The organism is uncultured Aggregatibacter sp., assembly GCF_901873365.1.
Lineage (GTDB): Bacteria > Pseudomonadota > Gammaproteobacteria > Enterobacterales > Pasteurellaceae > Aggregatibacter.
On record NZ_CABFLM010000030.1, the window covers coordinates 1 to 645 of the forward strand.

General features: G+C 37.5%; 1 pseudogene. It reads left to right on the top strand.

The window, feature by feature from the left end:
* Positions 1–307 precede the first annotated feature (307 nt).
* Positions 308–484, top strand: a pseudogene (locus QZ106_RS00745) (IS200/IS605 family transposase); the annotation flags it as partial.
* Positions 485–645 lie beyond the last annotated feature (161 nt).

The window sequence follows — 645 nt, forward strand, 5'->3', positions numbered from 1 at the left end:
TTTTATTATAGCCAGCCAAAGTCTGGCTATAAAAACCATACGCTATGCGTATGGAGCTAAATAGCTTAAGCGATGAATAGAAAAAATCCTCGCTATATAGTGAACAAGGTTGACAACCAAAATTCAGCATATAGGAGGATTATTTCCCCCTCGTAGCGTGCAACTTATTGCTCGAATGATTAAAACATTAACTTCGATGCGCAATTCACGATTTTGTGCGTAGCGTGCATCTTGATGCACGACCAAATTACACACGGAATGTTATTTAACGCTTTCTGGCATTCACGATTTCGTGCAACAAGTTGCACGCCACAATTCGCTAAAATAGAGATATGAAAATAGACATTTCCGAGTGAAAGGATTTTTTGTCAGCGTCGTGGGCTTAAATACAAAAGTTGTGGAGGACTATATAAGGAATCAAGAAAAAGAAGACATGGTTCAAGATAATTTATCAACGAAAGAGCATATTGACCCTTTTAAGGGATATACAAGGAAGTCATTAGACACGCCTGTCAGTTTTCACAAGCCCCTTGAGGAGCTTATGAAGTATAGCCCCTTATAGGGGAGCTTAAAAACCGCACGTTTTATGTGCGGGTTGTTATTTAGATGAATCTCAATAAAATTATTAAATAATTAGATATTATC